Genomic DNA, 15,843 nt, shown 5'->3' on the forward strand with positions numbered 1-15,843 from the left:
AAGCTGCTGAAAGGCAGCTTTTGGTTTTAACCAAGCCCTGTTACCTAATCCTTTATTTGTATGCGATATATATACCTGCTTTGTGTTTCGGCGTTTTTTATCACTGCCTGCAAAAAATCTACCCCCACTTTATTTGTGCAGCTGCCGTCATCAGAAACAGGTATCCATTTTAACAATCTGATCACCGAAAATGATTCGATCAACCCTATTGACAACGCGTACATCTACAATGGTGGCGGGGTAGGCGTAGGTGATTTTAATAATGATGGCCTGCAGGATATCTACTTTACAGGCAATATGGTTTCAAACCGCCTGTATTTAAATATGGGCAATTTTAAATTTAAGGATATTACCGACGAAGCCAGAGTAGCAGGCATGGGCAGATGGGCCCGGGGTGTGTCGGTTATCGATATTAATAATGATGGGCTGATGGATATTTACGTCTGTAATTCCCTGTCGCAGGATTCCACTAAAAGAACAAATTTACTGTACATAAACCAGGGGCCTGATAAAAACGGTATTCCTCATTTTAAGGAAATGGCGCATGAGTATGGGCTCGATATCCATCTGCACTCAACCATGGCCACCTTTTTTGATTATGATAACGATGGCGATCTTGATCTTTACATAGCAGTTAACGAGCCTAACCGTAACTCCTACGCAAATGATTTCAGGCCTGTAATTAAGGATGGCACTTATCCCAGTACTGGTAAATTATACCGTAATGACTGGGATGCAAAATTAGGGCACCCGGTATTTCACGATGTATCAAAACAAGCGGGGGTAACCATTGAAGGTTATAGCCATGGTGTAACCATTGCCGATATTAACCGCGATGGCTGGAAGGATATTTATGTTACCAATGATTTTATATCAAGCAATGTCCTCTACATCAATAACCACGACGGCACTTTTACTGATCGTTCAAAGGAATATTTTAAGCATACGTCCTTTAACGCAATGGGGCAGGATATTGAAGACCTGAACAATGACGGGCTGGCCGATGTGTTTGAACTAGACATGAATCCCGAAGATAATTACCGGAAAAAGATGATGAGCATGGCAAACAGCTATCAAACTTTCCAGAATTTTGATCAGTACGGTTATCAGTATCAATATGTGAGGAACACCTTACAACTGAACCAGGGCCCCAGGGTTGGGCAAAATGATTCGATAGGCGCGCCGGCCTTTAGCGAGATTGGTTTTATGAGTGGCGTTGCCCAAACTGACTGGAGTTGGACGCCCATGATAACAGATTTTAATAATGATGGCTATCGCGATATAATTGTAACCAATGGCTACCCACGCGATGTAACCGACCATGATTTTATAACCTTCCGCAATAATCCCTATCTCACGGCTACCAAAAAACAAATACTCGAACAAATACCTGTTGTTAAACTGCACAACTATGCTTTTAAAAACAAAGGCGGAACTGACTTTGAAGATGCAAGCAGCCAATGGGGCCTATCGCTTCCCACATTTTCAAACGGAGCAGTCTATGCCGATCTAAATAATGACGGCGCTATGGATATGATCATCAATAATATTGATGATGAGGCCTTGATCTACAAAAATACCAGCAGGGAAAAAGACAAAGATCACACCCATTACCTGCAAATAAGTTTTGTGGGCGATAAACAAAATGTAAATGGCATTGGTGCCTGGGCAGATATTTATTATGATAAGAACAAACACCAGGTGTATGAAAATAACCCCTTTAGGGGCTACCTGTCAACCATACAAAACATAGCCCATTTTGGCCTGGGCGCTAATACGCTTATTGATTCCGTAGTGATAAAATGGTCCAATGGTAAAAAGCAAACACTGCAAAAAGTAAAGGCCGACCAGGTGCTGAAGGTAAGCATTGCCAACGCGCATGATAACTACTCGTGGCAGCAACCAAAAGTTGCCGATAAAACATTGTTTACGGAAGTTACCAAGGCAAAAGCTATCAACTACAAGCATCGGGAAGATGATTTTGTTGATTTTAATGTTCAAAAATTATTACCTCATAAGCTTTCGGATTATAGCCCTGCACTGACTGTTGGCGATGTTGACGGGAATGGTTTGGATGATATCATTATTGGCGGTAACGCCCTGTATCCGGCACAGGTTTTTCTGCAGCAAGCTAATGGAAAATTCACACAGCATACCTTGTTATCACCCCAAAATACGCCTAAAGGAAATTATAAGGATGGCGGCATACTGCTTTTTGATGCCAATGGCGATGGTAAACCCGATCTGTATATCACCAGCAGCGGCTATGAAGCAGCACACCAGGATTCTGTGTACCAGGACAGGCTATACATAAATGATGGCAAAGGCAACTTTACCTTAGCGCCCGGTGCTTTGCCGGTAAACCATACCAGCAAACTCTGTGTGCGGGCGGTTGATTATAACAAGGACGGCAAGCTTGATCTTTTTGTATCGGGCAGGGTTGATCCGTGGCATTATCCGAAGCCGGTTTCAAGCATAATACTGCGTAACGACAGTAAGAACGGCAAAGTTAAATTTACCGATGTAACTAACGAAGTAGCACCGGCATTGAAAGACGTAGGCATGGTTTGCGATGCCCTGTTTACCGACTTTAATAATGATGGCTGGCCCGACCTGGTGCTGGCCGGAGAATGGATGCCGGTAATTTTTTTACAGAACGATCATGGTGTATTTAAGAAGATCAATACTTCGGCAGATGGTGAACCCGGATGGTGGACCTCTATCGTGGCAGGTGATTTCAGGCACACGGGCAGGATGGATTATATAGTAGGTAACACCGGCTTAAACACCTTATACCAGGTAAGCGATCAATACCCGGCTTATATTACGGCTAAGGATTTTGATAAGCGCGATCGTTATGATGCATTTCCGTCACTTTTCCTGCCCGGGAAGGATGGTATAAAAAGAGAGTATCCGGTAAATGTACGTGATGATGCTATTAAGCAAATGATCAGCCTGAGGGTGAAATTCACCAACTACAAATCATACGCCAATGCCACTATGGATGATATTTTATCACCCGCGCAACGCAAAGGGGCCTTGCGCTTAAAGGCAACCATACTGCAATCCTGCTATTTCAGGAACGATGGTAATGGTAAATTTACTGTGATCGCCTTGCCAAGAGAGGCGCAATCATCCACCCTTAACGGTATGCTGGTTGATGACTTTGATGGCGACGGAAACCCCGATGTGATTATCAGCGGCAATGATTTTGGTACAGATGTTTCCATCGGCAGGTATGACGCATTAAACGGACTGTTTTTAAAAGGGGACGGGCATGGCAATTTCAAGCCATTATCTATTTTGCAAAGCGGCATCTATATACCGGGCAATGGCAAAGCATTGGTGAAATTACAGGGCAACAACGGCAAATTATTAATAGCCGCCAGCCAGAACAGGGATAATTTAAAAATATTCGAGCTGAAGAAAAGCCTGAGCTTTATCCCATTGCAACCGGCAGACATGAGCGCTGTAATTAAATATAAAAATGGCTCGGAAACCAAACAGGAGTTCTATTATGGCTCATCCTTTTTATCACAATCGGGCAGGTTTATTAATGTAGATAAAAATGTAGCCAGTGTTACCATTACCAACAGCCGGGGCATGGTACGCACAATAAATCTAATAGAGTAAGCTTATAACAAGTTCAGCCGCATTTTTTGATACGGCTGAACTTATTGTGATCTTTTTATGCTGATGCATATTTTATTCTTTCACCATACGGCTGCCGTAAACAGGTCCGGCGCTGTTACCTGCTTTCGGTAATAGTTTTATGGTGACTTTTGATTTGCCTTTGGTCAGCTCGATAGGGATCTGGTAGGTGATATTGTAAAACTTGCTTTCCTTATATTTATTCAGATCCTCGCTGGTCAGTTTTACACCATCAACCAATATATCAAATGTGCGGCCGCGGTTATCCATACCCCAATAGGTATTGATCAATGAGTTCTGCGTGTTAGGGTCAGTTTTCATCTCAAAGCTTAAAAACCCTCCATTATCTGTTGAGCGCCATTTCTTTTGATGATCTTCTCCTGTGGTTTGGTTCTCTCCTGTCAGGTTATGGTCCCTTTCCGGCTGCATCTCGCCTAAACGTATAATATCTGTGGTATGCGCTTCCAGATCCTGTTGCTTCTTTTTCTCTTCGTCATAAGCTTTTTGCTGCACGGCCCAGGTTTCAGGGGTGAAAACATCCCAGTAAACAGAGTAATACTCGCTCTTAGTTTCGTTAAAAGGGATCAGCTTAACATTTGCAGGTTGCGAAGCATCAGCAGTTTCAAAGTTTAAGGTTTTGGGGTCGACCATCTTCAGCCATTTGTTAGGGTTTGTTTCGCTGGTCACAAATACAGGCACGCCTTTAAGCGGATCTGGCTCTGTATTCCCTAAAACACCAGCCAGCATCACCGGGCCATAAAATAGCGCTCTACGATTAGCATTATCGGGCAGTGCTTCGGTATAAATATCTTCAGGGGTTGTCAATTCTACCTTGTCGCCATTTTTCCATTTGCGGTTTACTACAAGATAACCCTGTTCATCGGCACTCAGCTGCTGTACTTTACCATTTACCTTTACAATGCAATTATTAGCCCATCGTGGCTTGCGCAGGCGTAAAGCAAAGACAACAGGGCTTTTCACGCTTAAATCAAAATTAACCACATCATTTGAAGGCAATGTGCTGTGCTGGGTTACAGTTACACCTTTCTTTTTCCAGTTTAAAACTGATGGGATGTACAGGTTTACATATAAACTGCCATCTGCACCCTGGAAATAAATGCTCTCGCCATATTTCACATGATTCTCCATGCCCGAGCCTACGCAACAGGTGAAAGTATCAAACTGATCGCTGTAATCTTTTTTACCGCCCATGCGTAAGGGTATAAAGTAACACATCATACCATCCTCATGATTTTGCGATGCCAGTATATCATTATATAGCGCGTTCTCATAATAATCCATTAATGCTGCCGATGGGTTAACTGCAAACAGGTGCCTTGTAAGCTTAAGCATGTTATAGGTGGCGCAGGTTTCAATGGTATTGTCAGTAAGCTTATCGTTTAATTTATCGGCTTCGCCTAAATACTCATAATTGCCATTGCCCCCGTTGGCATAAGAGTGATCTTTGGTAACTACATCCCAAAAGAAGGTGGAGATAGTTTCATCCTTTTGATCGCCGTTAAGCTCATACCTGCGTGCGCTGGCAATAACTTTAGGGATATTGGTATTGGAGTGCTTTCCTGCTAAAATATCTTTCTTTTCCGACAACGGATCAAGGATCCGCTTGTCATAAAACTTGTAAGATAGATCCAGGTATTTTTTGTTCCCCGTTATGCCGTATAAGTTAGCCAGTGTTTCGGCCATGCCGCCGTATTCGCAAAGCAGCATTTTTTGCAGTTTGTCATCGCTCAGGCCGCCTATGGTTTCGCCGGTCCAGTTGGCCATACCTTCACATACGGTTAAGGCTTCTTTATTATTACAATATAAATAGGCATCCAACAGGCCAGCCATTACCTTATGTACAGTATACCACGGCGACCAACCGCCATTCAAATCAAACCCGCCCGATTTGATATCACCCCGTTTAACCTCGGCCCATACCGTATCTTCTTTAGGGATAGCGCCAACATAGCCGGTTTTACGTGCCAGTTGGCATTCCCTCAATTGACTAACTATATAATTAACCCGTTTTAAAAACTCCGGATCGTGGGTTGAGGCGTATTGCATGGATAAGGCCGACAAGTAATGGCCCAAGGTATGCCCCGCCAGTCCGGATGATTCCCAGCCGCCATATAACGCGCCTTTTGGTTTCAGTCCCGAATGTGAGCGGAACCCGGATAAGAGGCGATCGGGCTCAAGCAACAGCATATATGCCGCGTCTTTTTCCATCGCGTCTTTAAAAGGGCTTTCCAGTAAACTCACATCGCTGAGGTCGAACGTATAGGCCTTTATATCAATTTTAGGTTTTATGGCCATCCTTGTATCGTTCAGCTCGGGCACATATGATTGGGCATGAGCGCTATTTATACTAAAGGAAGCAGCAATGGCACAACACGTTGTAAGAACAAAATATTTTTTCATCAGAAAGAGCGGTTATTTATTAATGAAGTACACCAGTATTTTAAAAATATAAAATTACCAATGCTGGGGGGATAAACCTTGTTAATTATTGGCTGTTGCTGCCCGTATTTTAACCATTTTAATAATACACGATCATCAATTCAGCTAATAAAATAACGGTTTTAACTATTTATTAGTTCAACCATCTGGTTGAAAAATACAGGATGTTAATATATGGTTATTAGTGGTTAATATGACTGTAAAACGGGATAGGGTGTATCTATAATTTTATCAAATTGTTAATTTATTCCTTTTTGATAGGATTTACCCAAAGAAATTAAAATGAAAATTAAACCCCTACTTAAAAAAATTATTCCGTTGTGCCTGGGCATTATGGCGCTTTGTTTGAATGGCTTCTCTCAATCCATTCAGCTAAAAGGAACGGTCGTTGATTCGGCAGGCATGTCGATCCCCGGCGCGTCTGTTAAAGTAAAAGGCACCAGCCTCGGTACTGTAACCGATGTTGATGGGAAGTTTGCTATTAACTATGAAGGCAAGGCCGAACTGGTGGTATCCTCAATAGGTTTTACTCCAAGGCTTATCCCATTAAATGGCCGCACAACTTTAAATATAGTACTCCTAAGCGAAGCCAGGGGCCTTAACGAAGTGGTAGTAACCGCTCTCGGCATTAAGCGTGAAAAACGGCTCTTAACCTACGCCACCCAGGAGATAAAGGGTGCCGAGATTATGGAGGCCAAGCAACCCAACGTTTTAAACGCACTTGAAGGAAAATTAGCAGGTGTGCAGATTACCAGTTCAACAGGTTCTCCCGGAGCATCAGTTAATGTGGTAATACGTGGTGCAATATCCATTTCAGGCAATAACCAGGCTTTGATTGTGCTTGATGGTGTACCGATAGATAATTCAGAAACCGGTACCGTTGCCTCGGGTGCGTCAGGTGCAGGCAGTAGCAGGATCTCAGACATCGACCCAAATACAATTGAAAGTGTTAACGTACTTAAAGGCGCAGCCGCTACTACCTTATATGGTTCGGCTGGCGCGAGGGGGGTGATATTAATAACTACCAAAAACGGTTCAAAAGGTAAAAAGGCGCTGGTTACCCTTTCGCAGGACTATTCTTTCGATAACGCCTTATTGCCAAAACGCCAGACTGCTTATGCGCAGGGCACAAATGGTATATTCTATAATGGCGACGATGCTGCTCAAAAGATCAGTACTTCATGGGGCCCGGCTATGGATACCTTAAAAATAAACGGTGTTGCCGCAAAAAGCTATGACCCATACTCTACCTATTTTAAAACAGGCCATACCTCAAACACAGCCTTATCTGTTGAAGGAGGTACCGATAAAAGCTCTTATTTTGTATCCTATTCTTACTTAGATCAAACAGGAACAGAGCCGAACAGTGATTTTAAAAGAAATGCATTATTTACAAAATTCAGCAATGCGATCACTAATGATCTGAACCTTACTTTTCAATTAGGTTACACCAACTCAAACCAGGACAGGTTGCCTGAGGGTGCATCAAATGGCCCGTTGTTCGTGTTATTCAGCGAGCCGGTATCATGGAACCCGTATCCGTATGTAAATGCCGATGGCTCACAACGCTTATACAGGAACTCAAGAAACAACCCTTTATGGGCTGCCGAAAATGAGTCGAACCATTATGTGGTAAACCGCTTTACCCCGGTAATGACGTTGAACTTTACCCCAACCAAATGGTTAACCATTACTGAAAGGGCCGGTGCCGATATTTATGGTGAACAGGATAAATATTGGGAAAACCCAAGTGCCGCTATCGGAACTTTAGGTGAGATCATCGACCAGAATAATAACTTCAGGCAGTTTAATAACGATTTGATCGTTAATGCCACAAAGCAATTTGGTAAATTTAATATCAATGTATTGGCCGGTAACAATATCTTATCTACCTACAACCAAACTTATTATGAGTTAGGCAGTGGTTTAAATACACTTGGCTATTACAATATAGGCGCGGCTTCAACTATTACAGCTTCAGAAAATCATTCAATAGAGCGTAAAATAGGTTTTTATGCACAGGCTAATATCGAGTACGATAAATTCCTTTCTTTAAATTTAACCGGTAGGTATGATGGTAGTTCTGTGTTATCAACAGCCAAGGATTTTTATCCTTACGGTTCGGTAGCATCAGGGTTTATCTTCTCTGAGTTATTATCACCAGAACTTTCTAGAATTATCAGTTATGGTAAATTAAGAGTATCATATGCAACGGTTGGTAATGACAATGTGGGCCCTTACGTGTTATCAACGCCTTATAAACAAGCCGAAATTAATACTATTCAGTTTCCTTTCCAGGGGCAATCGGGTTTCCTGATCAGTTCTAATTATGGTAACCCATATCTTCAGAATGAAAGATTGAACGAAGCAGAAACAGGCCTGGAAATGAAGTTCCTGAATAACAGGTTGGGGTTTGATTTTTCTTACTATGATCGTAAAACAACTGACGGCTTAATCGCAGCAGTTGGAATTGCGCCTTCAACAGGCTACAGCACTACAACTGTAAACTCAGCAAGTTTAAGCAATAAGGGTATTGAGCTGTTATTACAGGGAACACCTGTAAAAGGTGAAAAATTTCAGTGGGATGTGAATTTCAATTTTTCACGTAACAGGAGTAAAGTACTGTCATTATATCCGGGTACCGATCAATTGGGCCGCATAATTGTTGGTCAGCCTTATGATGTGTTTTATGGCACAAGATACGCGCGTAACTCAAAAGGTCAGTTGCTTATTGGTGACGATGGTTTGCCTGAAGAGGATGCAAATCAAGGTGTTGTGGGTAACCCTAACCCAAACTGGACAGCAGGTTTAACCAACTCATTAAGGTACAAAAGCTTCACATTCAGCTTTGCGTTTGACATGAAGCAAGGCGGTGACATTGAAAATGATGTTGACTTATATGGCAACTACTATGGTACTTCATACGCTACCGAAAACAGGGCGCCGAAAGTTGTGGATGGTGTAAACGCCACTACGGGTAAGCCAAATACAGTTAGCGTAAGCGCGCAAACCTACTACCAGTACATCAACTCAATTTATGAATCATCAATACAGGATGGTACTTATATCAAATTAAGGAACGTGAGCCTGTCATACGATCTGAATAAAGACCTGCTGAAGAAAACACCATTCAAAACAGTATCGTTAGGTGTTACAGCAAATAACTTATGGATATACAGCCCGCACTTTACCGGTGCCGATCCTGAAGTGAGCTCTTATGGAACGGGTAACGGTGTTTGGGGTATCTATGCTTTCTCAACCCCTACATCACGGTCGTTTATTTTTAATATAAAAGCCAGTTTCTAATTTATTCATCCTTTAAAAAGATCAAAAATGAAAAATATATCATTATATACCATAGGTCTTATATTGCTTGCATCAACAGGGTGTAAAAAATATATCGACGTAAACCAGGACCCTAATGATCCTACCGATGTTAAGGAAGCAGCTTTATTGGCACCTGTTGAAGTAGCGCTTTCTACCGAAATATATGGCGGTAATTCTGCATTTATCGTTCAAAATTTTATGCAAACAACTGCAATTAATCAGCCACCTCCACAAATAGGCACCTATCTGGAAATAAACAGCGATTTGAACGGTGATTGGGACGCTTATTATACTACGGAGTTAATTAACCTTAAAATAATGAATGGCAAAGCCGAAGCTGATGGCAAAAGCAATTACGCGGCTGTTGCTAAAATATTAACTGCTTTAACACTTGGAAATGCTACAGATCTGTGGGGCGATATCCCTTACAGCCAGGCCTTAAAGGGTACAAGCAACCTTACCCCGGTTTTTGATAAGCAGGAAGATATTTATAAAGATATCCAAAGCATACTTGATAGCGCCATTGTTAATATTAACGCGGCTAGTACAATTGTGCCCGCAGGCGATGATTATTTCTATTCAGGCGATATGAGCAAATGGAAAAAATTAGCCTATACACTTAAAGCACGTTATTACATGCACTTAACCAAAGCCCCGGGTTACACAGCAGCAGCGCAGGCACAGCTTGCCTTAACCGCTTTGGCTAACGGCCTTGCCAGTAATGATGACGACCTGCAATTTGTATACCCCGGTGCTGCCAGCCAGGAAAACCCATGGTTTGATAATTTTAACCCGGTGAGTACCGCCGTTCTGGCATCGCATTTTGTGGATACGCTGATTGGCAGGAGCGACCCGCGTTTATCTAAAATGGTAGCCCCTGCATCATCAACCGGTTTGTATACCGGCTTCCAGATTGGTGGTGCTACCGGCGATCTGACGAGTTATTCATTACCAACTGATTTTTATATGGGTATTGGTGCTACAAATCACTTAGTTAGCTATTCCGAAAGCTTATTTTTACAGGCAGAAGCAACAAGTATAGTATCAGGATATGCAGCCGCACAGCCTATATACCAAAATGCAATAAAAGCTCATATGTCTAAATTAAGTGTTGCTGATGCTGATATAACTACCTATTTGGGCAAAAGAGGTACATTAACAGTAGCCAATGCCGAGCAAAGGATAATAGAGGAAAAGTATGTGGCTAACTTCTTGAACCTGGAGATTTTTAACGATTGGAGAAGGACTGGTTACCCAACATTGGTAAAAGTGCCTAACGCGCTGTCGGATATTCCGAGAAGGTTGTTATACCCTGAAGTTGAAATTATTTCGAACCCTCAGCCACAGGAGACCGCTAAGCTTACCGACCGTGTTTGGTGGGATGCGCAATAGCATATCAGATAATTTAAAATAAGTAATAGATAAATTGTAACTTTTAAGATGTTTTCATCAGAGCTACCTTTGAACAAAATAATAATTATAAACGTATATGAAATTTGACTGGAAAGGTGTATTCCCTGCAGTAACAACAAAGTTTACTGAAAATGAGGATCTTGATTTAGAGGCCTTCGACATAAATATTAAAGCACAGCTTGAGGCTGGTGTTGATGGATTGATACTTGGCGGCTCATTAGGAGAAGCCAGTGTATTAACCGAGGATGAAAAATTCACCCTGCTGAAACACACCTTAAAGCTTGTTGACCAAAAAGTACCGGTAATACTGAACATAGCCGAGCAATCAACCCGCAAGGCAGTTGAAATTGCAAAAAAAGCGTATGAATTTGGTGCTGATGGCTTAATGCTTTTACCGCCAATGCGTTATAATGCAGATGAGAACGAAACCATCGCTTACTTAACTGCCATTGCTGAAAGTACGCCGCTACCCATCATGATCTATAATAACCCGGTTGATTATAAGATTGAGATAACACTTGATATGTTTGAGCGTTTAAAAGCATATGAAAACATTCAGGCTATTAAGGAATCAACCCGCGATATTATAAATACCACCAGGCTGATCAATCGCTTTGGCGACAGGTACAAAATATTTACCGGTGTTGACCCGATTGCTACCGAAAGTTTAATAATGGGCGCGCATGGCTGGGTTGCAGGTTTGGTTGATGCTTTTCCAAAGGAAACAGTAGCTATTTACCGCCTGGTTAAAGCAGGCAGGTTTGAAGAGGCAATTGCTATACATCGCTGGTTTTTACCTGTGCTGGAGTTGGATATTCACCCTAAACTGGTACAGTACATTAAACTGGCTGAGGTAGCAACAGGTATTGGTACCGAAAAAGTTAGAGCGCCGCGTTTGCCTTTAACAGGTGCCGAGCGCGAGAAAGTGTTAAAAATCATTGATTCAGCATTAGCTGTTCGCCCTGAATTGCCTGAAGGTAGCTGGGGAAGATTAAATAAAGTTGTTGCTAATTAAAATTAAATGATAAACGGTAATAATATAATAGCCTGTAATTATACAGAGATTGAGGGGCAGGCATTCACAGTAGCAGATCCCTCAACAGGGGAAAAGCTAAGCGGTGAATTTTATGAAGCCGATACTTTAATTATTGATAAAACCTTAAATGCTGCTACTGCAGCATTTAAGGTTTATAAAAATACCATGCCGGCAACTAAAGCCAAATTTTTAAGAGCTATAGCAAATGAGATTGCTGCTTTAGGCGATGTGCTGATAAACAGGGCCGTAGCCGAAAGTGGTTTGCCCGTAGGCAGGATAATAGGTGAAATGGGCCGCACAACAGGCCAGCTACGCATGTTTGCTGATATGGTGGAGGAAGGCTCATGGGTTGATGCCGTTATTGATACCGCGCAACTCGACCGAGTACCTATACCAAGATCAGATATCCGCAGGATGCTGACGGCTATTGGTCCGGTGGTAGTGTTTGGCGCGAGTAACTTCCCGCTGGCATTTTCAGTAGCCGGTGGCGATACTGCCTCTGCACTGGCGGCGGGTTGCCCGGTAATTGTGAAGGTTCACCCGGCGCACCCAGGCACAAGTGCGCTGGTTGGCGCAGCCATTAGCAAAGCGGCAAAAGAAACAGGTATGCCCGATGGCGTTTTCTCACTTTTATTTGATAGCGGCTACACCGTAGGCGCGGCACTGGTAAAGCATGAGCAAACCAAAGCCGTAGCCTTTACAGGTTCCTACAAAGGTGGTATGGCGTTGATAAAACTGGCACAGGAACGTAAATCGCTCATCCCGGTATTTACGGAGATGGGCAGTATTAATCCTGTTGTTTTACTGCCTGGCATATTGGATGCGCAGCCTGAGGTCCTGGTCGCGAAATATGCAGGTTCTATAACTTTAGGTGCTGGTCAGTTTTGTACTAACCCGGGCTTGATCCTGGCCATACGATCAGCAGGATTGGATCGTTTTATAACAGCATTGGGCGGGGCAATTGAGCTCGTGCCATCAGCAACCATGCTAACTCCGGGCATCTGGAAAAACTATGGTACGCTGGCTGAAGAAACACTTGCTGAAAACGGCATCGAACTGATCGCAAAATCAAAATTGATCAATACCGAAAAGGTAAATCAATCGGTAGCTACGGTTGCCACTGTATCAGCTAAAAATTTCATCGCCAATAAAAAATTCAGCGAAGAAATATTTGGCCCGTGGTCGCTGTTGGTAGTGGCTGATGATATAGCAGAATTGGAGCAGGTAATAGCTTCGCTTGATGGACAGCTTACTACTACGGTAATGGCTCAGAAAGAGGAGTTACCTCAATATACAAGTGTTTTAAACGCTTTAACAGAAATATCCGGCCGCGTTATATTAAATGGTGTGCCAACCGGTGTTGAAGTTTGCGCGGCAATGCAGCACGGCGGCCCGTTCCCGTCAACCAGCGATAGCAGGTTTACATCAGTGGGTACCGGGGCTATTTACCGTTTTGTAAGGCCTGTAGCCTGGCAGGATTGGGACGACAGCCTTTTACCACCCGAATTGCAAAGTAATAACCCGCTGAACATCTGGCGGCAAGTAAATAATAACTGGACTAAAGAATAATATGGGCAGTAAAACTTTTTTTTGTATCGATGCGCATACCTGCGGTAACCCGGTACGGTTAGTAGCCGGTGGCGGCCCTACGCTTAAAGGCGATAACATGAGCGAGAAGCGCCAGCATTTTTTAAAAGAATATGACTGGATCCGTACCGGGCTGATGTTTGAACCCCGCGGGCATGATATGATGTCGGGCAGTATTTTATATCCGCCCCATAATCCTGATAATGATGTAGCTGTGCTGTTTATTGAAACCAGCGGCTGCCTGCCAATGTGCGGTCATGGTACCATCGGCACCATCACCATTGCTGTTGAAGAGGGTCTCATCACGCCAAAAGTGCCGGGCGTAATCAGGATGGAAGCACCCGCAGGCCTGGTTATTATTGAATATAAACAGGAGGGTAAAAAAGTTACCTCGGTAAAGCTTACCAATGTACCATCATACCTGGCTGCCGAAAACCTAAAGGTAGTATGCCCAGACCTGGGAACATTAACCTTTGATGTGGCTTACGGCGGTAACTATTATGCTATAATTGATCCTCAGCCTAATTTTAAAGGAATTGAAGATTATACAGCCGGACAACTGATAGGCTGGAGCCGTACCCTGCGCGAGCGTATTAATGAGCTTTACACTTTTGTGCATCCGCAAAACCCGACCATCAATACCTGCACGCATATACTTTGGGCCGGCGAAACATTATCACCCGAGGCAACGGCACGCAATGCTGTTTTTTATGGCGATAAGGCGATCGACCGCTCACCATGCGGCACCGGCACATCGGCAAGGATGGCGCAATGGCATGCTAAAGGCAAGCTGAAAAAAGGCGATGTATTTGTACATGAAAGTATCATAGGCAGCAAGTTTACCGGCAGGGTTGAGGATGTGGTTAAAATTGGCGAGATAGATGCCATTGTCCCGTCAATTGAAGGCTGGGCCAAGGTTTATGGCTACAATACCATAAAAATTGACGACGACGATCCGTATGCACACGGTTTCCAGGTAATATAATAACTGATTTTTTATTTTTTTCGGATTTAGCCTGGCTAAGTCCTATACAAGTTTTACAATGTCTAAAGTATTAATTATAGGTGGCGGGATAATGGGGCTAAGCTCTGCATATTATTTAAATAAGGCAGGGCATCAGGTTACCATATTAGATAAAGGTGATCTGACGGATAATTGCTCTTTCGGTAATGCGGGTATGATCGTCCCGAGCCATTTTGTGCCGCTGGCTGCGCCGGGCATGATAAGTCAGGGTGTGAAATGGATGTTTAACAGTAAAAGCCCTTTTTACGTAAAGCCATCGCTCAATCCCGACCTGATCTCCTGGGGGATCAAATTCCTGAAGAATGCCAATGAAAAGCATGTGGAAAATTCGGCGAAGCCATTAACAGAATTATCGCTGTTAAGCAAAAACCTTTACCGTGAATTGGCTAAAGAGCCCGGTTTTGAGTTTGGTTTGAAAGAGAACGGTATTTTAATGTTCTACAAAACAGAAAAAGCAGGCGAGGAAGAAGCACACCTGGCCGAAAAAGGCCGCGAACTGGGTTTAGATATGGCGATACTTAATGCCGCTGAATGTAAAGCCCTGCAACCCGAACTGGAACTGGACGTATTAGGCGCCGTACATTATCGTTGCGATGCGCATTTATACCCTAACCATTTAATAGCGGCCCTGCTAAAGCATTTAACATTTAAAGGGGTTGATATTGTACGTAACCACGAGGTAACTAAAATTGAAACTTCGGGCAATACGATCACCAAAGTTTTTACCGGGAATAAGGAATGGACAGCCGATAATTATATTATCGCGGGTGGCTCATGGTCGCCGGCTATTGCAAAACTGGCTAATATTAAAGCGCCGTTAATGCCGGGCAAAGGTTATTCATTTATGGTTGAAGAACCAAAGCAGCGTATGCATATACCGGCTTTGCTGGCCGAGGCAAGGGTAGCTATTACGCCCATGAACGGCAGCCTGCGCTACGGTGGTACCATGGAGTTGGATAAGATCAACAGCCGTATTAATATGCAAAGGGTAAAAGGTATTGTGGAGTCGATCCCAAAATATCTTCCTGGTCTTAAGCCGGAATTACCTGCCGAAAAGGATATCTGGTTTGGTTTCAGGCCATCATCACCTGATGGTTTGCCTTATATCGGTATCAGCAATAAATATAAAAATCTGGTGGTGGCAACCGGTCATGGTATGATGGGTTTAAGCCTTGGGCCTGCAACCGGTTTGTTGGTAAGCGAGCTGATTAACGGCTCAAAAACCAGCATCAATACAGCGGCATTTTCTCCGGACAGGTTTTAATTTACTGACTATAATTTAACGGGCAGGCTATAAAATAGCCTGCCTTTTTTGTGGAATTATGTATAGATTTATTGCGTAATT

The 15,843-nt window shown here is 43.1% G+C and carries 8 protein-coding genes; 7 read left to right on the plus strand and 1 reads right to left on the minus strand.

Annotation, left to right across the window (positions count from 1 at the left end):
* Positions 1-60: 60 nt before the first annotated feature.
* Complete coding sequence (locus tag BLU33_RS02845) at positions 61-3,633, plus strand: VCBS repeat-containing protein (RefSeq protein ID WP_172829204.1); 3,573 nt, start codon at positions 61-63, stop codon at positions 3,631-3,633.
* Positions 3,634-3,705: 72 nt separating this feature from the next.
* On the opposite strand, the gene BLU33_RS02850 is transcribed toward BLU33_RS02845, so the two are convergent.
* Entirely contained in the window at positions 3,706-6,072 is a 2,367-nt protein-coding gene (locus BLU33_RS02850) for a glycoside hydrolase family 127 protein (RefSeq protein ID WP_091368976.1), read from the minus strand.
* Positions 6,073-6,393: 321 nt separating this feature from the next.
* Between BLU33_RS02850 and BLU33_RS02855 the strand changes: the two genes are divergently transcribed.
* From BLU33_RS02855 to BLU33_RS02880, 6 genes are all read left to right on the plus strand, one after another.
* Complete coding sequence (locus tag BLU33_RS02855; RefSeq protein ID WP_091368979.1) at positions 6,394-9,417, plus strand: SusC/RagA family TonB-linked outer membrane protein; 3,024 nt, start codon at positions 6,394-6,396, stop codon at positions 9,415-9,417.
* Positions 9,418-9,444: 27 nt separating this feature from the next.
* Positions 9,445-10,830, plus strand: coding sequence for a SusD/RagB family nutrient-binding outer membrane lipoprotein (locus tag BLU33_RS02860; protein WP_091368983.1), 1,386 nt, complete (start codon positions 9,445-9,447; stop codon positions 10,828-10,830).
* A 97-nt stretch (positions 10,831-10,927) separates the two neighbouring features.
* Positions 10,928-11,866: a dihydrodipicolinate synthase family protein gene (locus BLU33_RS02865; protein ID WP_091368986.1), complete on the plus strand. Its 939-nt coding sequence runs from the start codon at positions 10,928-10,930 to the stop codon at positions 11,864-11,866.
* A 6-nt stretch (positions 11,867-11,872) separates the two neighbouring features.
* Positions 11,873-13,456, plus strand: a complete 1,584-nt coding sequence (locus BLU33_RS02870; protein ID WP_091368988.1) for an aldehyde dehydrogenase (NADP(+)) — start codon at positions 11,873-11,875, stop codon at positions 13,454-13,456.
* 1 nt (position 13,457) lies between these two features.
* Positions 13,458-14,459 carry a 4-hydroxyproline epimerase gene (locus BLU33_RS02875; RefSeq protein ID WP_091368991.1) on the plus strand — a complete coding sequence of 334 codons (1,002 nt, stop codon included), beginning with the start codon at positions 13,458-13,460 and terminating at the stop codon, positions 14,457-14,459.
* A 58-nt stretch (positions 14,460-14,517) separates the two neighbouring features.
* On the plus strand, positions 14,518-15,762 hold the full coding sequence (locus BLU33_RS02880; RefSeq protein WP_091368994.1) for an NAD(P)/FAD-dependent oxidoreductase: 1,245 nt from the start codon (positions 14,518-14,520) through the stop codon (positions 15,760-15,762).
* Positions 15,763-15,843: the final 81 nt, after the last annotated feature.

Origin of the sequence: Mucilaginibacter mallensis (assembly GCF_900105165.1) — a bacterium.
Lineage (GTDB): Bacteria > Bacteroidota > Bacteroidia > Sphingobacteriales > Sphingobacteriaceae > Mucilaginibacter > Mucilaginibacter mallensis.